The 13,506-nt window shown below is 73.9% G+C and carries 11 protein-coding genes; 4 read left to right on the top strand and 7 right to left on the bottom strand.

Annotated elements, in window-relative coordinates:
* Positions 1-23: 23 nt before the first annotated feature.
* The 3 genes from corA to ACFYXA_RS08375 form a co-directional block, all read right to left on the bottom strand.
* Positions 24-1,124, bottom strand: coding sequence for a magnesium/cobalt transporter CorA (gene corA, locus ACFYXA_RS08385; RefSeq protein WP_352245983.1), 1,101 nt, complete (start codon positions 1,122-1,124; stop codon positions 24-26).
* A gap of 65 nt (positions 1,125-1,189) precedes the next feature.
* Positions 1,190-1,486, bottom strand: a complete 297-nt coding sequence (locus ACFYXA_RS08380; RefSeq protein ID WP_352245984.1) for an STAS domain-containing protein — start codon at positions 1,484-1,486, stop codon at positions 1,190-1,192.
* Complete coding sequence (locus ACFYXA_RS08375; protein ID WP_389029701.1) at positions 1,486-5,694, bottom strand: SpoIIE family protein phosphatase; 4,209 nt, start codon at positions 5,692-5,694, stop codon at positions 1,486-1,488. The genes ACFYXA_RS08380 and ACFYXA_RS08375 overlap by 1 nt, the downstream gene beginning before the upstream one ends.
* Before the next feature lie 177 nt (positions 5,695-5,871).
* Here ACFYXA_RS08375 and ACFYXA_RS08370 point away from each other — a divergent pair, with 177 nt between their 5' ends.
* The 4 genes from ACFYXA_RS08370 to ACFYXA_RS08355 all read left to right on the top strand — a co-directional run bounded on the left by ACFYXA_RS08370 (position 5,872) and on the right by ACFYXA_RS08355 (position 9,571).
* Positions 5,872-7,200: a PP2C family protein-serine/threonine phosphatase gene (locus tag ACFYXA_RS08370; RefSeq protein WP_389029697.1), complete on the top strand. Its 1,329-nt coding sequence runs from the start codon at positions 5,872-5,874 to the stop codon at positions 7,198-7,200.
* Positions 7,197-7,556: an STAS domain-containing protein gene (locus tag ACFYXA_RS08365; protein WP_352245985.1), complete on the top strand. Its 360-nt coding sequence runs from the start codon at positions 7,197-7,199 to the stop codon at positions 7,554-7,556. Before ACFYXA_RS08370 ends, ACFYXA_RS08365 begins: the two co-directional genes overlap by 4 nt.
* A 207-nt stretch (positions 7,557-7,763) precedes the next feature.
* A complete protein-coding gene (locus ACFYXA_RS08360; protein ID WP_389029693.1) occupies positions 7,764-8,603 on the top strand; it encodes an MEDS domain-containing protein in 840 nt (279 codons plus the stop codon).
* The gene (locus ACFYXA_RS08355) at positions 8,600-9,571 is read left to right on the top strand and encodes an anti-sigma factor RsbA family regulatory protein (RefSeq protein WP_389029689.1); all 972 of its coding nucleotides are present in this window, start codon (positions 8,600-8,602) and stop codon (positions 9,569-9,571) included. The genes ACFYXA_RS08360 and ACFYXA_RS08355 overlap by 4 nt, the downstream gene beginning before the upstream one ends.
* Here the strand turns inward: ACFYXA_RS08355 and ACFYXA_RS08350 are convergent.
* The 4 genes from ACFYXA_RS08350 to ACFYXA_RS08335 form a co-directional block, all read right to left on the bottom strand.
* On the bottom strand, positions 9,564-10,175 hold the full coding sequence (locus ACFYXA_RS08350) for a DUF2064 domain-containing protein (protein ID WP_389029686.1): 612 nt from the start codon (positions 10,173-10,175) through the stop codon (positions 9,564-9,566). The two genes, ACFYXA_RS08355 and ACFYXA_RS08350, sit on opposite strands and share 8 nt — an antisense overlap.
* On the bottom strand, positions 10,172-10,885 hold the full coding sequence (locus ACFYXA_RS08345; RefSeq protein WP_389029683.1) for a glycosyltransferase family 2 protein: 714 nt from the start codon (positions 10,883-10,885) through the stop codon (positions 10,172-10,174). Before ACFYXA_RS08345 ends, ACFYXA_RS08350 begins: the two co-directional genes overlap by 4 nt.
* Positions 10,886-10,967: 82 nt before the next feature.
* Positions 10,968-11,969: an NAD-dependent epimerase/dehydratase family protein gene (locus ACFYXA_RS08340; protein WP_352245990.1), complete on the bottom strand. Its 1,002-nt coding sequence runs from the start codon at positions 11,967-11,969 to the stop codon at positions 10,968-10,970.
* Between the two features lie 112 nt (positions 11,970-12,081).
* Positions 12,082-13,443 (bottom strand): hypothetical protein, encoded by a 1,362-nt coding sequence (locus ACFYXA_RS08335; RefSeq protein WP_389029679.1) that lies wholly within the window; start codon positions 13,441-13,443, stop codon positions 12,082-12,084.
* Positions 13,444-13,506 lie beyond the last annotated feature (63 nt).

Genomic DNA, 13,506 nt, shown 5'->3' with positions numbered 1-13,506 from the left:
CATGACACACGGCAGCGGCCGCCTCACAGCCACCCGTTGCGTTTGAAGCCCCGGTGGATGACATAGCAGGCCACGGCGATGACGGTCAGGGCCAGGGGGTAACCGAAGCGCCAGTGGAGTTCGGGCATGTGGTCGAAGTTCATGCCGTAGACGCCGCACACCATGGTGGGGACGGCGATGATCGCGGCCCAGGCGGTGATCTTGCGCATGTCCTCGTTCTGGGCCACGGTCACCTGCGCCAGATGGGCCTGGAGGATGGAGTCCAGCAGGGCGTCGTAGGCGGTGATCTGCTCGGTGACGCGGGTGAGATGGTCGGCGACGTCCCGGAAGTACGCCTGTATCTCCTTGTCGACGCATGAGCGCGGCTCGGTGGCGAGCCGGTCGAGAGGGCGCGCGAGGGGAACCACGGCCCGCCTCAACTCCAGGAGCTCCCGCTTGAGTTGGTAGATGCGGCCGGCGTCGGCGTTACGCGGGCTGTGCGGGGAGAAGACGTCCGTCTCGACCTGGTCGATGTCGCTCTGCACCGAGTCGGCGACCGAGACGTAGTCGTCGACGACATGGTCGGCGAGGGCGTGCAGCACCGCGGAGGGGCCCTTGGCCAACTGCTCGGGCTGCGCCTCGAGATCCTCGCGCACGGGCCCCAGCGAGCCGTGCCGGCCATGGCGGACGGTGACCACGAAGTCGGGCCCGGTGAACACCATCAGCTCACCGGTGTCGACGACCTCGCTGGTCGCGGTCAGCTCGGCGTGCTCGACGTACGTGACGGTCTTGAACACGGCGAACAGCACCTCCCCGTACTGCTCGACCTTGGGCCGCTGATGCGCGTGGACGGCGTCCTCGACGGCCAGCGGGTGCAGCCCGAACAGCTCCGCCACCCCCGCGAACTCCTCCGCCCCGGGCTCGTGCAGCCCCAGCCACACGAACCCGCCCCGGTGCTTGCGGGCCTGCCGTACGGCCTCCTCCACCGAGTCCGTGCCCGACCGCCGCACCCCGTCGCGGTAGACGACGCAGTTGACGACCGTCGAGCCGAGCGGGGAGCGGGCCGGATGGCTGAGATCCACGCGCCGACGACGGCTGCGCCGCGCCAGGTCCGCGACTTTGCGCAGGTTGCCGACCATGGACATGCGGATCCTCCCTCACCGGACCGACGGATCCGGACAGTGTGCCAGGCCGGCGCGGCACGAGTCGTTCAGCCGGCCCCGAGACCGTGGACGGTGACCAGTTCGGCGAGCCCCGAGATGGTCAGCACCGGCGCCAGCAGCGGCGTGGCGACCACCTCGACGCGGTCGGTGTGCCGGAACAGCACGCTCAGGCCCGCGCTGTCGAGATACTCGACGGCGGTCAGGTCGACGACGACGGGTCCGTCGACGGACGCGATGGCCTTGTCCAGCTCCCCGGCGTTGCTCATGTCGATCTCGCCGACCACCGTCAGCACGGCGGCGCCGTCGGGCCGCCGGCCGGGGGTCAGGGTGAGCGAAGTGGTCATCAGGCGATCCTCGTATGCATGTTCACAGTGGTGCCGCCGCTGCTCGAGGTGATGGTGACCTGCTGCATGAGAGCGCGCATCAGGGCCACGCCGCGGCCGCGGTGAGTGTTGAGTTCGGGCTGGGGCGTCTTCCACCGGCCGGTGTCGGCGACGGTCAGACACAGGTCGTCGACGAGGGCCTCGGCACGCAGGCGGACCGGGTCGCCCGGAGTGTGCCGGTGCCCGTGCTCGATGGCGTTGGCGCACGCCTCTCCGGCGGCCACCAGGATGTTCTGCACGGTGTCCGGCGGCAGCTCGCACCGGTCGAGCCAGCTGCGCAACGCCTTGCGGACCGGCGCCAGTTGCGTCGACTCCGCCGGGAAGGCCATCTCCAGCGGGGCCGGATGCCGGTAGAGCAGCAGTGCCACGTCGTCGTCGTAGCCGCCGCTCGGCGCGAGCCGCGCCATGACCTCGGTGGCGAGTTCGTCGACCGCCACGTCACGGCCCGCCTGGACGGCCTCGCCGGCCTGGTCGATGCCCGCGGTCAGCGGGCGGCGCCGGCGCTCCACCAGACCGTCGGTGTAGAGCAGCAGGGTGGCACGGCCCGGCACCGTGCACGCGCCCTCCGGCCGCGCCCGGCCGGGCCGCACGCCCAGCGGCACCGAACGGCCCTCGTCCAACAGGCGTGTGGTGCCGTCGGGTCGGGCGAGGATGCCCGGCGGGTGCCCGGCGCTGGAGTAGGTGAGGTGACCCGACTCGGGGTCGAGGACGCCGCAGAACACGGTGGTGCACATCGCGCCGGGAAGGCCGGCGGCGAAGTGGTCCAGCGCCATCAGGGTCTGGGCCGGACCCGCGTCCTGGAGCAGCAGGGCACGGCACGCGCTGCGCAACTGCCCCATCACGGTGGCCGCTTCGAGGCCGCGCCCGACGCAGTCGCCCACCACGATGCCGATCCGCCCGTCCGGGAGCCGCACGGTGTCGTACCAGTCGCCGCCCACCTCCAGGGGCCGGGTGGCGGGCTCGTAGCGGACGGCGAACCCCTCGGGCAGATGCGACGGACCGAGGATGGAGCGCTGCAGCGCGAGGGCCGTCTCCCGCTGCTGGTCGATCTGCTGGGCGCGGGCGAGACCCTGGGCGAGCTGGCCCGCGAGCAGGGACAGCAGCAGCTGGTCCTCGTCGCTGAAGGGGCGGTGCTGCCCGAAGTCGAGCCACAGCACCATCGAACCCTCGGGGTGGCGGATGGCCACGGCGGCGCCGGTGCCGTCGTCGACGGGCGTGAGGAGGGGCTGTCCGAGCCAGCCGGTGAGCTTGTCCCGGCGCTCGGCGGGCAGGTCCTCCCAGCTCAGCCCGGCCTCGGTGGCCGTCACGGAGGGCGGCCCGTCGGGCGTGGAGACGACGGCCAGCACCGTCTCGGCGTGCCAGAGCTGCCTCAGTTCGGCCAGCGCCCCCGACAGGGTGTCCGCCAGGTTCGTCGCCTGCGTCATCCGCAGGCCCAGCGCGGCCTGCGCGCTCTTGCGCTGGATCGCGTAGTGCTCGGCGGTGACGTCACGGAAGGTGCCGACGACGACCCGGCGACCGGTGTCGGGATCGGCCGCCCGGCTGAACATCGCGTTCGCCCACAGCCGGCGCCCGTCGCGGTGGACGACGGGAAGGGTGCAGGAGCCCTTCCGGTCGCCGAGCAGCCGCCCGAAGGCGTCGGCGACCTGGCGGTGCGCCTCGGGGTCGGAGTCCGGATCCGGCCACCACGGGTGCGTCGGCCGGTAGGGCAGACCCTCGGGGCCGAAGCCGAGGATGTCGGTGAAGGCGGTGTTGATCTCGATGACGGCGCCGTCCTCGTCGCAGACGAAGAACGCCTCCTGGAGGGAGTCGACCAGCGCGGTGCGCCAGCGGGCCTGGTGGTTGCGCAGCCGGGCCAGCTCGACGTTGGCCCGCACCCGGGCCAGCAGTTCGGCCGCGGCGAACGGCTTGACGAGATAGTCGTCGGCGCCCGCCTGGAGCCCCTCGATCGACGCCTCCTGCCCGGCGCGCGCCGACAGCAGCAGCACCGGCACCGACGCGGTGCGCGGATCGGTGCGCAGCGCCGCCACCAGCCCGAGACCGTCGAGGCAGGGCATCATGACATCGCTGACGACCAGATCGGGCGCGTCGCCGCGGACGGCCTCCAGAGCCGTCAGGCCGTCGTTCACCGCGTCCACCCGGTAGCCCGCGCCGTGCAGCAGCCGGGTGAGGTACTCCCGCATGTCGGCGTTGTCGTCGGCGACCAGCACCCGCGCCGGGACGGCGGGACCGCCGGCCGAGCCCGGGACGCCGGACGAGGCCTGCTCGGCGTCCGCGTCACCGGACCCGCCCGGCAGCCAGCGCAGCGCCTCCTGGAGATACGGGTCGGCGGCAGATCCGACGCCGGTGTCCTGGGCGGGCACCAGGGCGTCGGCGGGCAGATGGCCCGCGCCGAACGGCAGCCGTACGGTGAAGCAGGTGCCCTCGCCTTCGACGCTGTCGGCGGTGATGACCCCGCCGTGCAGCCCGACCAGCTCCTTCACCAGCGCCAGCCCGATACCGCTGCCCTCGTTGGAGCGGGCGCGGGCGTTCTCGATGCGGTGGAACCGCTCGAACAGCCGGGGCGCCTCCGAGGCGGGCACCCCGATGCCGGTGTCGGCGACCGCGACGACCGCGCACCCCTCCTCGGCGCCCACCGTGACACGGATCGAGCCCTCGAAGGTGAACTTCAGCGCGTTGCTGAGGAGGTTGAGGACCACCTTCTCCCACATGCCGCGGTCGATGAACACCTCCTCGGGCAGCGGACGGCAGTCGATGTGGAAACCCAGGCCCGCCTTGTCGACGGCCGAGCGGAAGACACTCGCCAACTCGGCGGTGACCGCGGCCAGATCCACCGGTTCGTAGCGGGCCTGCGTCCGGCCGGCCTCGATGCGGGAGAAGTCCAGCAGGGAGTTGACCAGCTTGCCCAGTCGCAGCCCGTTGCGGTGGATGACCTCCAGCTCCTCGCGCACCTGGCCGTCGGCGTCCGCCAGGCGGGTGCACAGCTCCTCCAGCGGCCCCATGATCAGCGTGAGCGGGGTGCGGAACTCATGGCTGATGTTGGAGAAGAAGGCGGTCTTGGCCCGGTCCAGCTCCGCGAGCTCCTCGGCCCGCCGCTGTTGCGCCTCGTAGCTGCGGGCGCTGGCGATGCCCCCCGCGAGATGCCCGGCGACCAGGTCGACCCAGCCGCGGTAGCCGTCGTCCAGGACCCGGTACCGGTTGAGCCCGGCCACCAGGAACCCGCAGGGCGCGCTGCCCTGTTGCAGCAGCGGCACCACCAGCGCCTGCGTCGGCGGCTCGGGCCACGCCCCTGACGGCAGCTCCGCGAACGCCGCGCCGTTCAGCGGCACGAGGGCCGACTCGCCCCGCGTCAGCGGCTCGACGGGCCAGGGGCGGCCGGCGGCGTCGGCCATCTCGCCCGCGTCGTCGGAGGCCGCCGGGATCGACGCGGGTGCGGCCCGGTGCCCGGCGGGCAGCCCGCTGACGCTCGCCAGCCGGGCCGAACCGTCCGGCTGGAACAGGTAGGTCAGCGTGAACGGCAGGTCGTACGGATTGCGGCTCAACTGCCGGCCGGCGAAGGCCAGCACCTCCTGCTCGGTGCGCACCACGCTCGGGTCGGAGCCCAGGTCGCGCAGGGTCGCCATCCGCCGCTCGCCGATGACGCGCTCGGTGTCCTCGCTGACCACGCACAGCATGCCGACGACCGTGCCGTCGTCGTCGCGCAACGGGCTGTAGGAGAAGGTGTGGTAGGTCTCCTCCGGGTAGCCGGACCGCTCCAGGAACAGCAGCAGCCCCTCGTCCCAGGTCGCCTCTCCCGTCGCGATCACGGTGTCGATCCGCGGGCCGATGTCGTCCCAGATCTCCGCCCACACCTCGCGCGCCGGCCGGCCCAGCGCCCACGGGTACTTGCGGCCCAGCGTGTCGCGCCGGTAGGCGGAGTTGCAGAAGAACGTCAGCTCCGGGCCCCACGCCATCCACATCGAGAACCGGGACGGCAGCAGGATGTTCACCGCCGTGCGCAGACTCTGCGGCCACGTGGCCGGCGGGCCCAGCGGGGTCGCCCGCCAGTCCACCCGGGCCAGATCGCGGCCGACCCCCGCCTCGGCGGCGAACAGGCCGATCCCGGCCGTGGACACGTCGGCCTCGGCGGCCGCCCCTGACGGCTCGTGCCCGGCGTCCTGCGAACGCGCCACTGACACCCCTTCGCTCGGCCGCCGACCTCACGGACACGCCGTGCGCCTCGCGGCAGCCCCGCGGAACCGGCCCGCCCGCGCTGGCAGCTTCGTAGGATAAGCCAGTCGTAACCGGGCACCAGGCCACGGGTGGTATCAAGACCGGAGAACCGAACAGAGCGGCGGGGGCGGAAGCAGATGACGACGGGATCCGCGCAGGCGTCCCCGCCGGAAGCGGCCGACGAGAAGGCCCGGATGGCCGCCGTCCGCCGCTACCGCATACTCGACACGCCCCCGGACGGCACCTTCGACCGGATCGCCGCCCTCGCGGCCCGCATCTTCGACGCGCCGATGGCCACCGTGGCGATCGTGGACACCGACCGGGTCTGGTTCAAGGCCGCCCACGGGCTGAGCGGCCTCACCGAGATCAGCCGCGACCCGGGGCTGAGCGCCTCCGCCTTCCTGCACGGCGAGCCCTGGGTGATCACCGACGCGGTCACCGACGCCCGCGCCCTCGCCGACCCCCTCCTCCACGGTGGCCTCGGCGTCCGCTTCTCCGCGGCGGCCCCCATCACCACCGCCGACGGTGAACGCCTGGGCACGGTCAACGTCCTCGACACCCGGCCCCGCCGGCCCACCGACGCCCAGCTCGACGCCCTGCGGGACCTCGCCGACCTCGTCATCGACGAACTGGAGCTGCGGCTGGCGGCCATCCGCACGGTCGCCGCCGAACGCGAGCGGCGCACCGAGGCGGAACGACTCGCCCGCACCCTTCAGCGCACCCTGCTGCCGCCCGCGCTGCCCGACGTCCCCGGGCTGCACGCGGCGGCCGCCTACCACACCGCCTCCCCGCAGGAGGTGGGCGGCGACTTCTACGACCTCTTCCCCCTGGACGACGGCCGGTGGGCGTTCTTCCTCGGCGACGTGTGCGGCAAGGGAGCGGACGCCGCCGCCCTGACCTCGCTGACCCGCTACACGCTGCGCGCCGCCGCGATCTACGACCCCGACCCGTGCGCCGCCCTCACCAACCTCGACACCGTCCTCAAGGGCGAACAGCAGGGCAGCCGTCCCCGCTACTGCACCGCCGTGTTCGGGGTGCTCCAGCGGCTGCCCGACGGCTCCTTCACCGTCACCCTCGCCGGCGGCGGCCACCCCTCGGCCCTCGCGGTCCGGGCGGACGGGACCGTGGAGGCGATCTCCACCGCCGGCGGCCAGCTCATCGGCATGCTGCCCGACCCCCGCTTCGTGCGGACCACCACCCGGCTGCACCCGGGCGACAGCCTCCTGCTGTACACCGACGGCCTCACCGAGGCGCGCACCGCGGACGGCGCCATGCTCGGCGAGGAGGGACTCGTCCGCCATCTCACGTCCGCGGCCGCCCACACCGGCGACCGCCCGGCCGACGGCCTGCTCGGCTCCGTCGAGGCGCTGCTGCACCGCCTCGGCGACGGCGTCAGCGACGACACCGCCCTGCTCGCCCTGTCCGTACCCGCTCACCCCGACACCCGCATCCAGGAGAACCGGTGACCGAATCCGACCTTCCGCTGACCGTCACCTCGCGGCACGACGACCCGGGGCCCTTCGTCCTCCAGGTGAGCGGCGAACTCGACCACCACACCGCCCCGCTGCTCACCCGGGCCGTCAAGGACGCGCCGTTCGACGCCAGCGGCGTGGTCATCGACCTGTCCGGGCTGACCTACTGCGACTCCACCGGCATCACCGTCCTCGTCACCGCCTACCACCGTTCGGAGGCCACCGGCTCCCCGCTCAGCCTCGCCGGCGCCAACCCCGACCAGATGCGCGTATTCCGCGTCGTCGGCCTCGACCAGGTCTTCACCTTCCACGCCACCGTCGAGGAGGCCGCGGCCTCGCTGAGCCGCTGACGGCAGCCGCCCGGCCGCCGTACCGGCATGTCGCCGCACTGGCTAGAGTGGGACCGCGCGTAACCGGCTCGGCCCACCGCGAACAGTGGCGAGAGCGGCTTGAGTTCGACATCGCCGACGGCGTCGGCAGGGGAGGGGCTGAGGGCTGAGGTGATCACGTACGAGGGCACGGAACGCCGGATCCAGGATATGGATCACGGTGATCACTTGTGTCTGGCGTTCGCCGACGACGGCGAACAGCGGCGCGTGGTGACGGCCTTCCTGTCCGAGGGGCTGCGACGGCGCGAGCGGGTCATGTACTTCGCCGACCGGACCCGCCCCGAGGACGTCCTCGGCTGGCTGTCCGCCTCCGGCACGGACCCGCGCCCCGCCCTGGACGCGGGCCGGCTCGTCGTGACCACCGCGGACGACAGCTATCTCGCGGCGGGCCCGTTCGACCCCGACGGCATGGTGGCCGCACTCCGCAAGGAGGTCGCCGACTCGCTGGCCGCCGGCTGCACCGGCTTCCGGGTGAGCGGCGAGATGGGCTGGGCCCTGCGCGACGTCCCCGGGGGCGACCGGCTCCACGAGTACGAGACCAAGGTCAACCAGGTCTTCTCCGGGCACCCGGCCTCCGCCGTCTGCCAGTACGACGCCCGGCGCTTCCCCGCCGACCGGCTGGACGCCCTCCAGCGCTGCCACGGCGCGGTCGTCGAGTGCGAGCCGCTGTACAGCGACAGCACCCTGCGGCTGATCCCCGCCTTCCAGCAGGGGCGGCGCGCCCTGCGCGTCGTGGGCAGCGTCGACCACCGCAACACCGACACCCTCGCGGCCGCCCTGGACGCCACGCTGGCCTGGCCGGGAGACGTCCGCGTCGACATGCGGGAACTGGAGTTCATCGACCTCGCCGGGGTGCGCGTCCTGGCCCGCGCCGCCGCCCGGCTGGCAGACGGCCGGCGGCTGAACGTCGTGGAACTCGCGCCCCTGCTGTGCCAGGTGATCAACATGGTCGGCTTCGAGGAGGCCACACCGGCCCTGGTCGTCGCCGCCCGGGAGGCCGCCGAATGACCGCCGCCCTCACCGACAGCGCGCTGCCCTCCCCGGGCGGCGAACTCACCCATCAAGGGCTGTTCTACGCGGGTGGCGAGGAGTTCCTCGCCACCACCGTCCCCTTCTGCCGCGAGGGACTCGCGCGGGACGACGCCATACTCGCGGTCACTACACCGGCCAACATCGACCTGCTGCGCCGGGCCCTGGGCAAGGCGTCGCAGCGGATCGAGTTCGCCGACGCCGCCGACTGGTACCGGACGCCCGGCAGCACCCTCGGCGCCTACCACCGATGGGTCGACCGGCGCACGGCCGGCGCGCCGGACCGGCATGTACGCCTCATCGGCGAGCCGGTCTGGCACGGCAAGGACGCCCTGGAGACCGCCGAGTGGACGCGCTACGAGTCCGCGGTCAACGTCGCCTTCGCCGGCTGCGCGGCCTCGATCATCTGCCCCTACGACACCCGCACCCTGCCCGAAGGCGTCCTCGCCGACGCCCGGCGTACTCACCCCGAGGTCGCGGTGGACGGCGCCGGCCGCCCCAGTGAGCGCTACGCGGAGCCGACGGCGGGCGACATCTGGCGCCGGCCGCTCGCGCCCGTCGTCGCCGAGGGACAGGAAACGGTCATGCCCTTCGGAGCCGACCTGGCACCGGTGCGCACGGCGGTCGCCGAGGCCGCGACCGCCCTCGGGCTCTCCGGCGAGACCGCGCAACGCCTGGTGTTCGCGGTCAACGAGGTCGCCACCAACGCCGTCCAGCACGGCACGGGCGACGGGCGTGTGGTCGTCCGCCGCGCGGGCGGGCGCGTGGTCTGCGACGTCGCCAGCACCGGCCGTAACGAGGCCGACTGGTACCTCGGCTACCTCCCGCCCGACCCGCACCAGCGGTCCGGCCACGGCATGTGGGTGGTACGGCAGCTGTGCGACCTGCTCGAGGTCCACACCGACCACGACAGCACGACGGTACGCCTCCACATCAGGCTCATCTGAGGACCGTCAGCCGGGCGAGCAGCGCGGCGAAGGCGCTGTGCGGCGCCGCCGCCGCGACCGCCTCGGCGTCGGCGGCCGTGTCCACGTCCCGCAGGCGCGGCATGTCCCTCACCCGCAGCCCGGCCGCCGCCAGCCTGCCGCGCTGCAACGCTCCGGTGGCGGCGGTCGACATGGGCACCCCGCGCAGCAGGTCCGGATCCGGGTCCGCGAGCCCGAGCGCCCAGAAGCCGCCGTCCTCGGCGGGCCCGAAGCACGCGTCGCAGTCGGCGAAGTCCTCGGCGAGCAGGTCCGGCGTCACCTGCGGGGTGTCCATCCCGATCAGCAGGGCCGGGCCGTCGCATCCCGCGAAAGCGGCCGCGAGCCGCTCGTCCAGGCCGCCCGCGCACTGGGGCACCACCTCGAAGCCGTGCGGCAGCCAGGGCCCCGGGGTCCCGTCCAGGACGAGGACCCGGCGGGTCGCCGGAGCGGCCGCCACCGCCGCGAGGGTGTCGGTGAGCGCCGCCTCGGCGAGAGCCGCGGCTTCCTCGGGACTGAACGGCGGGGTGAGGCGGGTCTTCACCCGCCCCGGGCGCGGCTCCTTGGCGATGACGAGCAGAGTGGTCATCGAGGGCTTCCTTCCTGTACGGCGTGGGCGGACGCTGCCGGTTCGGCGAGCACCCGGCTCATGTCGCGGACGGCCTGCCAGGTGCCGCGCCAGGTGCCGGTCACCTTGGAAACCCCGGTCCGGGGCAGATACGGCACGTCGCGCTCGGCGATCCGCCAGCCCTCGTCGGCGGCGCGCACCACCATCTGGAGCGGGTAGCCGCTGCGCCGGTCGGTGAGCCCGAGTTCCAGGAGCGGTTCACGCCGGGCGGCCCGCAGCGGACCGAGGTCGTGCAGGCGCAGGCCGGTGCGCCGGCGCAGCAGCCGCGCCAGCACCAGGTTGCCCACCCGTGCGTGGACCGGCCAGGCGCCCCGGGCCCGCGGCCGCCGCCGCCCGAGCACCAGGTCGGCGTCGCCGGACCGGACCGCCTCGACGAAGGGCAGGAGGGACGTCGGGTCGAGCGAGGCGTCGCAGTCGCAGAAGCAGACGACGTCGGCGGTGGCCGAGGCGAGCCCCGCGTGGCAGGCCGCGCCGAAGCCGCGACGCGGTTCGTCGACGACGGTCGCGCCGAGGCCGCGGGCGATGTCCGCGGAGCCGTCGGTGGAGCCGTTGTCCACGACGACGGCCCGCCACCCGGGCGGGATCCGGGACAGCACCCAGGGCAGGGCCTCCGCCTCGTTCAGGCAGGGCAGGACGACGTCGACGAGCGGTGCTCGGGAAGGGTTGGTCACGTCACTCACCCTACGGAGACAAAGGGTGCGAATCGGGTGTCCGCTCCTTACGAAACGCGGACGTCGCCCGCCGACGCAACGCTCACTCCCCGCGCAGGGGCGCCGCCGCGAACTCCCGCATGCCCTCCTCGAACCCCACCACGGGCTTCCAGCCCAGCTCGGCGCCCAGGCGCGTCGAGTCCGCGGTGATGTGCCGGACGTCGCCCAGCCGGAACTCACCGGTCACCACCGGGGCCGGCCCGCCGTACGCCGAGGCCAGCGCCGACGCCATCTCGCCGACGGTGTGCGGCTCACCGCTGCCGGTGTTGAACACCGTGAGCACACCTCCGGCCGAACCGGCCGTGAGCGCCGCCACGTTGGCCCGCGCCACATCCTCGACATGGACGAAGTCCCGCCGCTGGCGGCCGTCCTCGAACACCCGCGGGGCCTCACCCCGCGCCAGCGCGGAACGGAAGAAGGAGGCCACGCCGGCGTAGGGCGTGTCCCGGGGCATCCTCGGCCCGTAGACGTTGTGGTAGCGCAGCGACACCGCCGATCCGCCCGTGCAGCGGGCCCACGCGGCGGCCAGGTGCTCCTGCGCCAGCTTGGTCGTCGCGTACACGTTCCGGGGGTCGGCCGGCGCGTCCTCCCCGACCAGCCCGGGCGAGAGCTCCGCCCCGCACACCGGGCACAGCGGCTCGAAGCGCCCCCGTGCCAGGTCGGCCGCCGTACGCGGCCCCGGCCGGACCACCCCGTGGTCCGCGCAGGTGTACCGCCCTTCCCCGTACACCACCATCGAACCGGCGAGCACCAGCCGCCGCACCCCCGCCCCGGCCATGGACGACAACAGCACGGCGGTCCCGAGGTCGTTGTGGGAGACGTAGTCCGCCGCGTCGGCGACGCCGTCGCCCAGGCCCACCATCGCCGCCTGGTGGCACACGGCGTCTACGCCGGCCAGTGCCGCCGAGACCGCCGTGGCGTCCCGCACGTCACGGCCCGTCCCCTCCCGCAGGTCGAACACCACGGGTTCGTGCCCGCCCGCCCGCAGTGCCTCAACGACATGGGACCCGATGAAACCGGCGCCGCCGGTGACCAGTACTCGCATGGACCGCAGGCTAGGCGCGCCGTCCCGTCGGCGGGCAGGGCCACGCCCACCGCGTCATTCTTCCGTAAGGGGTCGCAGGCCCCCGCCGTACGGGACACCGTCCCTCGCCGCCTCACCATCCCGTCAGGCACAGGTGGTTGAGCAACAGCGCCAGCACCGCCTGAGCGGCGAGCCAGGCGCGTGGGCGGGGCAGGAACGCGCACGCGGCCGCGAGCCACTGGGCGAACGGCAGCCAGATGCGCTCGGTCTCCGCCTTGCTCATCCCGGACACGTCGGCCGCCAGGAGCGCGACGAGCGCGGCGGCGACCAGGAAGGCGAGGCGGACGTCGGCACGGACCCCGGGTGCGTCCGGCCCGGTCAGGACGCTCGCGCGCAGGCGCCCGCGCCCCGCGAGGAGCGTCGCGCCGGTCCGCCGCAGGCCCGCCACGGTCGCGGGGCCCACGATCAGCACCGTGCAGGCGAGGTTGGCCCACACCCAGTAGCCGTAGGGGCGTACCCCGGCGGCCCCCTCGTAGTAGCGCTCGACCAGCAGACGGTACGCCGCCCACCAGTCGAAGCCCGCGAGGGTGAACGCGAGCGGCACGACCGCCGCTCCCGCCAAGGCGTACGGCAGCGGCCTCACGCGCCGCGTGCCGAGCAGCACGACCGCGCCGGCGATCACCGCGAAGAGGGTGAGGCCGTAGGAGAGATAGCAGGTGAGGCCGAAGAGGAGTCCGGCGGCGAAACCGGTGAGCCGCGGCCGGCGCCCGGTCACGGCGAGCGCCAGGAACGCGAGGCACCAGGCGGCCACCGCCGCGAAGTAGCCGTCGGCCGACGTCCCCATCCACACCGCCGCGGGCATCATCGCCAGGAACGGGGCGGCCCTGCGCGCCCGCTCCTCCCCGGCCAGTGCGCGCACCGCAACCAGCACGGCGACGCACGCCGTGGCTCCGACGGTGATGCACCAGGCCCCCGCCCAGGCCCCGCCGCCCAGACCGACGCGGTCGAGCAGGACGAACGTGAGCGTGGCCCCCGGCGGGTGACCGGCCACGTGCGCGGGCCAGTTGTCGGGCGAGTGGAGCAGGATGTGGCGGTCGAAGTCGCGCAGCGCGGCCGGGATGTCGTGGAAGCGGTCGATGACCTGAAGGTACTCGTGACGGGTGGTCAGCCGCCGGGCGACGCCCCGCTCCCAGCCGTCGACCAGGGCCAGCGACCAGGTCCAGGCCAGGGCGGCGCCCCAGGCCGCCCACAGCAGGGCCCGCCAGGGCAGACGAGCGGCGAGCGGCGGACCGTACGCGACGACCGCCGCGGCCGTCGCCAGGGCGGCCGGGGTGCCCGGACCGGCATGCGGCCCCCAGCGCCCGTAGAGCGGGGCGTTGCCGACGAGCAGGGTGCCATGGGTGTCCTGAAGGTACCGGCCGACCACGACGGCCGTGCCGACGAGGACGACGGCCGCAGCCACGGCGGCGAGGTCACGCTGAGAAGTGCGGGTCACACCGGAACGCTAGGGCCGGAAGACGGCGCGACGGTCGCCCGGGACGGCGACGTCAGCGTTTCG

Origin of the sequence: Streptomyces sp. NPDC002566, assembly GCF_042889585.1 — a bacterium.
Taxonomy (GTDB): Bacteria; Actinomycetota; Actinomycetes; order Streptomycetales; family Streptomycetaceae; genus Streptomyces.
The sequence above is the reverse complement of the archived record's forward strand: the minus strand, read 5'-3'. Positions and strand labels throughout refer to the sequence as shown.